7 protein-coding genes are annotated in these 9,816 nt (G+C 71.5%); 4 read left to right on the top strand and 3 right to left on the bottom strand.

The window, feature by feature from the left end; all coding sequences use genetic code 11:
• Positions 1–491: 491 nt before the first annotated feature.
• The gene (locus AC07GB_RS36490) at positions 492–941 is read left to right on the top strand and encodes a PTS sugar transporter subunit IIA (RefSeq protein ID WP_138958474.1); all 450 of its coding nucleotides are present in this window, start codon (positions 492–494) and stop codon (positions 939–941) included.
• An 80-nt stretch (positions 942–1,021) separates the two neighbouring features.
• On the top strand, positions 1,022–2,692 hold the full coding sequence (ptsP, locus tag AC07GB_RS36485; RefSeq protein ID WP_478853254.1) for a phosphoenolpyruvate--protein phosphotransferase: 1,671 nt from the start codon (positions 1,022–1,024) through the stop codon (positions 2,690–2,692).
• Between the two features lie 95 nt (positions 2,693–2,787).
• Here the strand turns inward: ptsP and AC07GB_RS36480 are convergent, their stop codons facing one another.
• Together AC07GB_RS36480 and AC07GB_RS36475 are read right to left on the bottom strand one after the other, a co-directional pair.
• Entirely contained in the window at positions 2,788–3,678 is an 891-nt protein-coding gene (locus AC07GB_RS36480) for a hypothetical protein (protein ID WP_478853252.1), read from the bottom strand.
• Between the two features lie 74 nt (positions 3,679–3,752).
• Positions 3,753–5,735 carry an acetoacetate--CoA ligase gene (locus tag AC07GB_RS36475; RefSeq protein ID WP_478853250.1) on the bottom strand — a complete coding sequence of 661 codons (1,983 nt, stop codon included), beginning with the start codon at positions 5,733–5,735 and terminating at the stop codon, positions 3,753–3,755.
• A 213-nt stretch (positions 5,736–5,948) separates the two neighbouring features.
• Here AC07GB_RS36475 and AC07GB_RS36470 point away from each other — a divergent pair, with 213 nt between their 5' ends.
• Positions 5,949–8,318: a glycoside hydrolase family 31 protein gene (locus tag AC07GB_RS36470; protein WP_478853248.1), complete on the top strand. Its 2,370-nt coding sequence runs from the start codon at positions 5,949–5,951 to the stop codon at positions 8,316–8,318.
• Between the two features lie 25 nt (positions 8,319–8,343).
• Here AC07GB_RS36470 and AC07GB_RS36465 read toward each other — a convergent pair whose 3' ends face one another.
• The gene (locus tag AC07GB_RS36465; protein ID WP_478853246.1) at positions 8,344–8,877 is read right to left on the bottom strand and encodes an NUDIX domain-containing protein; all 534 of its coding nucleotides are present in this window, start codon (positions 8,875–8,877) and stop codon (positions 8,344–8,346) included.
• Positions 8,878–8,948: 71 nt separating this feature from the next.
• On the opposite strand from AC07GB_RS36465, the gene AC07GB_RS36460 reads away from it, so the two are divergent.
• Positions 8,949–9,752: a M15 family metallopeptidase gene (locus AC07GB_RS36460; protein ID WP_478853244.1), complete on the top strand. Its 804-nt coding sequence runs from the start codon at positions 8,949–8,951 to the stop codon at positions 9,750–9,752.
• The last annotated feature ends 64 nt before the right edge of the window (positions 9,753–9,816 follow it).

The raw sequence follows: 9,816 nt of genomic DNA, 5'->3' as shown, positions 1-9,816 counted from the left end.
GGCACGCTGTTGAGTTCTCAAGGAACGGACGCTTCCTTTGTACTCACCCTCTCGGGCTTTCCTCCGGGCGCTTCCCTTCGGTATTTCGTGTTTCCGACTCTATCAGACTCTTTCCGGCTTCCCGGTCAGTTCCGATTTCCTCGGTGCTTTCCGGCCTTTCGACCTTCCGGCGGTTCCGACTCTATCAAGTCTTTTCCGCCCCGCTGACCACGATGATTCGTAGACATACGGAACCAGACCCCGCGTTAGGATCCGACTTGTAAGAGACTGCCGAGCCTGGACGCTGGATCGCGTCGCTTGGCCCCGAGCAGGAACCCTACTCTACATCGGGGTTCCGGGCGGCGCAAATCGTCAGTGCTGCGCTCCTACGTTCGTCAACCAGGACCTTCGTGCGGAACCGGGACTTCCTATGACTTACCCTTCTGAACAGTGCGTCGTCCAGGACAGGTAGTGGCGGCGGTTACCCATCTCCACCCCCTGGGAGGCTTGCCATGACTAGCGTTTCGTCCCCGCTCGCAGGACGCGCCATCGGACTCGCGGCGGTCCCGGACCCCGTCTTCTCGGGTGCCATGGTCGGACCCGGCACGGCCATCGACCCCGTGCGCGAGGCGTCCGAGGCCGTTGCTCCCGTCGACGGCATCATCGTCTCGCTCCACCCCCACGCCTTCGTCGTCGTCGACGACCAGGGCCACGGTGTGCTGACGCACCTGGGCATCGACACTGTTCAGCTCAACGGCGAGGGTTTTGAACTTCTTGTCAACAAGGGTGACACCGTACAGCGCGGCCAGGCCGTCGTGCGCTGGAACCCCGCGGCGGTCGAGGCCGCCGGCAAGTCTCCGGTGTGCCCCGTCGTGGCGCTCGAGGCGACGGCCGAGTCCCTGGCCGACGTCGTCGAGGACGGCGACGTGAAGTCCGGCGACGCTCTCTTCAGCTGGAAGTGACGTCGGCGCCGTCGGCGTACGACGGCAGGCAGTACAACCACCGCGGCGGCTGGGCCCGCCGCACTATCGGAGACGGTGAGATGGAGACAACGCTGCGAGGCGTCGGCGTAAGCCACGGGGTGGCCATCGGCGAGGTTCGGCACATGGGGACGGCGGTGCTCGAACCGCCTGCCAAGCAGATCCCGGCGGACGAGGCGGAGCGCGAACAGGGGCGCGCCCGTCAGGCCGTCGATGCTGTCGCGGCCGACCTGATGGCCCGCGGCAACCTGGCCGGTGGCGAGGCCCAGGCCGTGCTCGAGGCCCAGGCGATGATCGCCCAGGACCCGGAGCTGATGGCCGACGTGGACCGGCGCATCGCGGTGGGCAGCTCCGCGGAGCGCGCCGTCTACGACGCCTTCTCCCACTACCGCGAGCTGCTCGCGGGTGCGGGCGAGTACATGGCGGGACGCGTCGCCGACCTCGACGACGTGCGGAACCGTATCGTCGCCCGGCTTCTCGGTGTCCCGATGCCCGGCGTCCCGGACAGCGACGAGCCGTACGTCCTCATCGCCCGTGACCTCGCCCCGGCGGACACCGCGCTGCTCGACCCGGCGCTCGTGCTCGGCTTCGTGACCGAAGAGGGCGGTCCGACCAGCCACAGCGCCATCCTGGCGCGGGCGCTCGGCGTCCCCGCGGTCGTCGCGCTGCCCGGCGCCGGTGAGCTGGCCGAGGGCACGGTCGTGGCTGTGGACGGCAGCACCGGTGAGATCTTCGTGGACCCGAGCGCGGACAAGCGCGCCGAGCTGGCGGCCGCGGCCGCCGAGCGCAAGGCCGCTCTCGCCGCGTCCACCGGTCCGGGCGCCACGTCCGACGGGCACAAGGTGCCGCTGCTCGCGAACGTCGGCGGTCCCGCCGACGTCCCCGCCGCGGTCGAGGCGGGCGCCGAGGGCGTCGGCCTGTTCCGTACGGAGTTCCTCTTCCTCGACGACAGCGCCAAGGCGCCCAGCGAGGAGAAGCAGGTCGAGGCGTACCGCCAGGTGCTCGAGGCCTTCCCCGAGGGGCGCGTCGTCGTGCGTGTCCTCGACGCGGGCGCCGACAAGCCGCTGGACTTCCTGACGCCGGCCGACGAGCCGAACCCGGCCCTCGGCGTGCGCGGCCTCCGGTCGCTGCTCGACCACCCCGAGGTCCTGCGCACCCAGCTGACCGCGCTGGCCAAGGCCGCCGAGGGGCTGCCCGTCTACCTCGAGGTCATGGCGCCGATGGTCGCGGACCGTGCCGACGCCAAGGCGTTCGCCGACGCCTGCCGTGCGGCGGGGCTTCAGGCGAAGTTCGGCGCGATGGTGGAGATCCCTTCCGCCGCGCTGCGCGCGCGCTCGATCCTCCAGGAGGTCGAGTTCCTGTCCCTGGGCACCAACGACCTGGCGCAGTACACCTTCGCCGCCGACCGTCAGGTCGGTGCGGTGTCCCGGCTCCAGGACCCGTGGCAGCCCGCGCTGCTCGACCTGGTCGCGCTGTCCGCCGAGGCGGCGCAGGCCGAGGGCAAGAGCTGTGGCGTCTGTGGTGAGGCCGCGTCGGATCCGCTGCTCGCCTGTGTGCTGACGGGTCTGGGTGTCACCTCCTTGTCCATGGGTGCCGCTTCGATTCCGTACGTGCGGGCGACGCTCGGCAAGTACACGCTGGCCCAGTGCGAGCGTGCCGCGGCCGCCGCGCGGGCCGCGGACAGCGCCGAGGAGGCGCGCAAGGCCGCGCAGGCCGTGCTCTCCGGCGAGTAACGAAGAGGACGAACGGGCCGGACGAACGGCCGACCCGTCACTGGACGGCTGTTCCGAGGGGCGCTCCACCACAAGGTGTGGCGCCCCTCGGGCGTTCAGTGGTGGTGTCCTTCTTCTGGTTCGTCGTCGCCGAGGTCGGGGGCGGCGCTGTAGTCGACGCCTGACTCCGGGGCGATCAGGTCGCCGGAGAGCGCGTCGGTGCAGTAGGCGTCGAAGACCTCGGCCGCGCTGAGCGGGTGCAGGCGCTCGCCTTGCAGACGCCAGCCCTGGACGCGGTCGCCGGTCTCGCCGCTGGTGCGCATGACGAGACCGCCCGCGCTGCGGGTGGCGATGCCGACGGCGAGGACCGTGGCGAACTCCAGGGCTTCGGCCTCGTCCAGGCGCGCGTTCCCGTCCTGGTCGTGTCCGGTGTGCAGGGCGGCGAGGAGTGTCTGGCCGTCGCACGGGACGCTGCACACCAGGTGGCGGGGGCCCGCGCCCGCCGTGTCGAGCACGCGCATCAGCAGGTCGGAGGCGCGGGCGAAGGCGGACCTGCCGATGTCCACGCCGCACTCGGCGCAGGCGCCGATGCCGGCCAGGAGCATCGTCGCGTACTCCCAGGTGGTCTTCCGCACCGTCTCGTCGACGAGGTCGGGGACGAGGTCGGTCAGGGCCTGGCCCTCGTACGGAACGGTGGGGCCCGCTGTCGCAAGTTCGGCGGCGAAGCGGGCCCGGCTGGCGGAGGCGTCCGGGTCGAGGCCGGTGTCCGCGCAGAACTCCTCGTACTCCTCCGGGTCGAAGAGGGCGATGCTCGTGAGCCTGCCCTGGGCCGCCCGGGATTTGAGCAGGCCCTCCACCTCGTGGAGGTAGGTCACGTGGTCGTCGAAGGTGAAGGTGCGATACCGGCGCATGGCCGCGAAGTCGTCCTCGTCGGCCAGCAGGCCGATGGTTCCGGCGACTTCGCGGCGCAGGGCGCGGCGCATGGTGTGGTGCTGGGTGTGGCCCATGATTCCCCCTACGGTCAGTCGATCAACGCTCACCCACCGTAGCGGGCGGCACTGACAACGGCCGTGGGGCGGCCTCAGGCGCGGTCGCGGGCCAGCTGCTCGTAGAAGCGGAGCAGTTCGATGTTGTCCACGGAGCCCGGGTTGACGGCCTTGTCGAGTGGGGTGCCCTGCAAGAGGCGCTTGACGGGGACCTCGATGCGCTTGCCGGTGAGGGTGTGCGGGATGGCCGGGACCTCGATGACCTCGTCCGGGACGTGGCGGGGCGAGAGCTGTTCGCGGATGGTCGTCTTGAGGCGGGCGCGCAGGTCGTCGTCCAGCGCGGCGCCGGGGGCGAGGTGGATGAACAGCGGCATCCAGTAGCCGCCGTCGGGCAGCTCGACGCCGATGACGAGGGACTCGCGGATCTCGGGGAGGCGTTCGACGGCTTCGTAGATGTCGGCCGAGCCCATGCGGACGCCCTGGCGGTTGAGCGTGGAGTCGGAGCGGCCGTGGATGACGACCGAGCCGCGCGCGGTGAGGGTGATCCAGTCGCCGTGGCGCCAGACTCCGGGGTAGGTGTCGAAGTAGCTGTCGTGGTAGCGGCTGCCGTCCGGGTCGTTCCAGAAGCGGATGGGCATCGACGGCATGGGGTTGGTGACGACCAGCTCGCCGACCTCGTCGACCAGGGGCTTGCCCTGGGGGTCCCAGGCCTGGAGGTCGGTGCCGAGGCAGGGGGCCTGGAGTTCACCGATGTGCACGGGCAGCGTGGGCACGGCTCCGGCGAAGCAGGAGCACACGTCGGTGCCGCCGCTGACGGAGGCGATCCACACTGGGCCCGTCACCTCGGCGAAGGCGTCGTGGAGCCAGCGGAAGCCGTCGGGCGGCAGCGGTGAGCCGGTGGTGGCGACGCACTGCACGCGCGAGAGGTCGAAGTCGCGCGCGGGGTGCACGTCGGCCTTGCGGCAGGCCATCACGTAGGCGGCCGAGGTGCCGAAGAGCGTGGCTCCGGTGCGCTCGGCGACGCGCCACTGGGCGCCGGTGTCCGGGTGGCCGGGGCTGCCGTCGTAGAGGACGATCGTCGTGCCCGTGAGGAGGCCGGAGACGAGGAAGTTCCACATCATCCAGCCGGTCGAGGTGTACCAGAAGAACCGGTCGTCGGGCCCGAGGTCGCAGTGCAGGCCGACCTGCTTGAGGTGTTCGACGAGGATGCCGCCCTGGGACTGGACGATGGCCTTGGGCAGGCCCGTGGTGCCGGAGGAGTAGAGCACCCACAGGGGGTGGTCGAAGGGGACGGGTTCGAAGACGGGGGCGGTGTCCGCCGAGGTGAGCGCGGACCATTCCAGGGCCCCTTCGGGGGCCTCGGTGCCGAGGAGCGGAATGTGGACGACCGCACGCACGGTGGGCAGTTCGCGGCGCAGCTCGGCGACGGTGTCGCGGCGGTCGTGCTGCTTGCCTCCGTAGCGGTAGCCGTCGACGGTGAAGAGGACCACCGGTTCGACCTGCTGGAAGCGGTCGAGGACGCTGCGGGCTCCGAAGTCGGGCGCGCAGGAGGTCCAGACGGCTCCGACGGCCGCGGTGGCGAGGAGTGCGACGACGGCCTGCGGGATGTTCGGCAGGTAGCCGCTGACGCGGTCCCCGGGGCGTACGCCGAGGGCACGCAGCTCGGCCGCCAGGGAGCCCACCTGGCGGCGCAGCTCGGCCCAGGTGACGGGGGCCGGGTCGTGGGTCTCGTCGACGTACAGGAGGGCGGGGGTGTCCGCGCGCGTGGGGTCCTCGCCGGCGCGCAGGGCGTGTTCGGCGTAGTTCAGGGTGGCGCCGGGGAACCACTCGGCGCCGGGCATGGAGCGATCGCCGAGCACGCGCGCGTAGGGGGTGGTGAAGCGCACGTCGAACCACTCGATGACGGCCTTCCAGAAGGTGTCGAGCTCGTCCACGGACCAGCGGTGCAGGGCCGGGTAGCCGCCGGTGGCGGGGGCTCCGTGGTGTTCGGCCGCCCAGGCCTGGAAGCGCGTGATCTGGGCGCCGGCGATCCGCTCCTGGTCCGGCTGCCAGAGCGGTGAGGGGTTCGCTGTGGACATGCGGCTGCTCCTGGGCTCTACGCGTCGTGGGCGGCTGTCGTGCGCACGGGCTTGGTGTGCGCGTGACACGGCTGACAGGACGATGCCACGTGATCGACTTCCGCACCAGGGTGTGCTGCTCCGGGGCGGCCGGGCGACGGCTCACAGGGCCCTTGGGTGAACGGCAGTTGAACGCGGTACACCCGCTCCCCCTTCGGTGGCAGGGTGAGCAGCATGAACGGTCGTGACCTGGTGCGTTCGGTGAAGGTGGTCGGTGTTTTCGACCCGGCCCGGAGGGTGCGCGAGGTGCGCTCCGCGTGGCGTCGGCGGCGGACCGACGCGGCCGGTCTTGCCCCTCGGGGTGCCGAGCGGGCCCGGACGCCCGGCCCTGTGACGATGGTCGAGCCGGGGCCCGGCGGCGGTGTGGTGCGGTTCGCGCGGTCGGAGCTGCGGGTGCGGGTGACGTCGGGCGGTGCCGTGTTCTGGGGCTGGGACGGGGCTGAGCCGCACCCGTCGTACGCGCTGGTGGGAGGGAGTCCCGAGGCGGATCCCCGGGCGGTTCTGGAGCCGGACAAGGAGGGCGGCTGGCGGGTGGTGTCGGAGCGGGCGACGGTGGTCGTCTCGCGCCACGGTGCGGTGGAGCTGCGGACGCCCGGTGGTGTGGTGCTGCGGCGCGATCTGCCGCCGCGCTGGTGGGAGCCGGTGGGCGGGGGGACGGCGCGCTGGGTGCAGCGGTCGGAGGTGGCGGCGGACGCGCGGTTCTTCGGGCTCGGTGGGAGGGCTGCGGGGCCACGGCTGCGGAATGGGACGTACCGCTTGTGGAACACCGATCCGGGCGGTTCGTTCGGGCCCGGTGACGATCCGCTGTACATCACGATGCCGGTGCAGTGGGTGGTCGCCGATGCCGGCACGCACCTGGTGTTCCACGACAACAGCTGGGACGGCTCGGTGACGCTCCGCGAAGGCCTGGAGGGTGCCGGTTCCGGTCATGACCGGCCGGGCTCGTGTGAAGTGCGGATAGACGGGGGGCCGCTGCGGTGCTGGGTGATGGTGGGCACTCCCGCGCGCGTGCTGCACTCCTGGGCGTCGCTGACGGGGGCGCCTGCGGTGCCGCCCGCGTGGGCGCTGGGCCACCATCACGCGCGCTGGGGCTTCGGCAGCGAGCGTGAGGTGCGGCGGGTCGTGGGGGGCTACCAGGAGCGTGGGCTGCCGCTGGACGCCGTCCATCTGGACATCGACCACCTCGACGCGCACCAGGTGTTCACGGTCGACAAGGAGCGCTTCCCCACGCTGCCGCAGCTGGCCGGGGAGCTGCGCCGGGACGGGATACGTCTGGTGTCGATCGTGGACCCGGCGGTGAAGGCCGCGCCGGGCAACGCGGTGTACGACAGCGGCCTGGCGGCGGACGCGTTCGTGCGGGACGCGGCGGGGCGGGTCGTGCGGGGTCTGGTGTGGCCCGGGGACTCGGTGTTCCCGGACTTCACCGCGGGGCGGGTGCGCAAGTGGTGGGGCGGCCTCTACGACGAGCGGCTCGCGCGGGGGTTCTCCGGCTTCTGGCACGACATGAACGAGCCGGTGTCGTTCGCGGCCTTCGGGGATACGACGCTGCCCCGGTCGGCCCGGCACGCGCTGGAGGGCCGTGGCGGCGACCACCGGGAGGCGCACAACGTGTACGCCTTGGGCATGGCCCGGGCGGGCTACGAGGCGATGCGTGAACTGCGGCCTTCGGAGAGGCCGTTCCTGTTCTCGCGCTCCGGCTGGGCGGGAATGCAGCGCTACGGAGGGACGTGGTCGGGCGATGTGGCCTCCACGTGGGACGGGCTGCGGGCCTCGCTGGCGCTGGTGTTGGGGATGGGGTTGTGCGGGGTGCCCTATTCGGGGCCTGATGTGGGTGGTTTCGATGGCAGCCCCTCCCCTGAGCTGTTCCTGCGGTGGTTCCAACTGGGGGCGTATCTGCCGCTGTTCCGTACGCATGCGGCGTTGCGGGCCGGCCGCAGGGAGCCCTGGGAGTTCGGTCCGGAGGTCTTGGAGCACGCGCGCGTGGCGCTCGCGGAACGTCGTCGGCTGCTGCCGTACTTCATCACGCTGGCGCAGCTGGCTCGCCGCACGGGCGCGCCGTATGTGCGCCCCTTGTGGTGGGTCGGCCCCGAGGACAGGGCCCTGCGGGACTGCGAGGACGCCTTCCTGCTCGGCGACGCTCTGCTCGTGGCCCCGGTGCTGTCGGAAGGGGCCGCACGACGGGCCGTACGGCTGCCTCCGGGGCGCTGGTACGACACCGTGACGGGGGCGGCCTACGAGGGGCCCGGCAACGCCGTCCTGGAGGCGCCGCTGTCCCGCGTGCCGGTGCTCGCGCGCGCCGGTGCGGTGCTACCGGTGCGTGGCGAGGACGGGAGGCTCGCCCTGGACGTGTGGGCCCCGGCCAAGGGGCGCACCGGCGGAGGTCTCGTGATATCCGACCCCGGAGACGGGTGGGACGAGCCGGAACTCCAGCGCTACGGCGTCCGCTGGAGCGGGGGCGAACTGCTCGTCGAGCGGGAGGGCGAGAAGGGCGGCGGGTACCCGGTGGAGTACGCGGTGCGGATCCGGGGCCTCACGACGTCCTAGGGGCCGCCCGCTCGCCCTCCGCGGATCAGATGTAGCGCCCTTCGAACCAGGCCCGCACCACCGACGTGTGCAAGGGGAAGGCGAGTTCGGCGGGGCGGTAGAGCAGCTCCCAGCCCTCGGTCTCGTCCGTGGGGGTGGACTGGGGCAGGTCGGCCGCGGGACGCTCCGGGAGCAGGCCGAAGAGAAGCAGATGGCCGTCGGGGGAGCTGAGGGCCTCCACGATGCGTACGTCGCGGCTGGCCGCGCTGATGCCGGTCTCTTCCTTGAGTTCCCGGGCGACGGCGTGGCGCCAGTCCTCCCGGTGGTCCACGTAGCCGCCGGGCAGGGCGGCGCCCCCGCGCGCGGGGGCGATGGAGCGGGTCACGACGACCAGGGAGGTGCCCTTCGTGTCGTAGACCGGCTGGAGGGCGATGGCCACGGGCAGGGGATTGCGGTAGACCACCGCCTCGCAGTCGGCACAGGTGCGGGGCCAGCCGGTGACGTGGTCTCCGTAGCGCGCGCCGCAGCTCGAGCAGTGGGCGTCCGGCGCGGAGTTGGTGGGGTGCTGGGTTGGGGACACGCGGCGGACTGTAGCCGATCTCCGGGCGTCGGTCTTCCGTGGAGTACGGAGATGCTGATAGACGCACGGGCATGACAGCATTTGCTCCCGCTCTGCGGAGACTCACCCTCGCCGCCGTCGCCCTCTTCGCCGTGGCCGCCGCGCCCGTGCCGGCCGAGGCGCACACGGAACCGCAAGCTCCGGCGGGGTTCGTGGCGTTGAGGGACGTCGACCCGACGATCATCCAGGAGATGCGCTATTTCACGCCGCACAACTTCGTGGGTGAGCGCGTCGACGGCTATCGGCAGCCTCTGTGCCTCCTCACCGAACCGGCCGCCAAGGCCCTGCGCACAGCTCAGCGCGCACTCCTCCGGAAGGGCTACTCCCTCAAGGTGTACGACTGCTATCGACCGCAGCGGGCCGTCGACCACTTCGTACGCTGGGCCAAGGACCTGAAGGACGAGCGGATGAAGGCGGAGTTCTATCCCCGGGTCGACAAGTCGCGGCTCTTCGAGGACGGTTACATCGCGGAGAAGTCGGGGCACAGCCGGGGTTCGACGGTCGACCTGACGGTGGTTCGGCTGCCCGCGCTGCCCACCCGGCCGTATGTGCCGGGAGAGCCTCTGAAGCCGTGCTACGCGCCCCGGGGCGAGCGTTTTCCGGACAACTCCGTGGACATGGGCACGGGGTACGACTGCTTCGACACGCTGTCCCACACGGACGATCCGCGTGTCACCGGCAAGCAGCGCGCACACCGGGATCTGCTGCGGAGCACACTGGCCAAGGCGGGCTTCGTCAACCTGCCGGAGGAATGGTGGCACTTCACGTACAAGCCTGAGCTGTTCCCGACCACGTACTTCGACTTCCCGGTGTCGCGTCGTTCGCTGCCCCACTGACGCGACGGGCTCCTCCGTGCCACGCTTCTGACGTCCCGTCAGATCTGTGGTCCTGGAGGGCACA

The sequence above is a fragment of the Streptomyces sp. NPDC045778 genome (assembly GCF_056431945.1).
The sequence above is the reverse complement of the archived record's forward strand: the minus strand, read 5'-3'. Positions and strand labels throughout refer to the sequence as shown.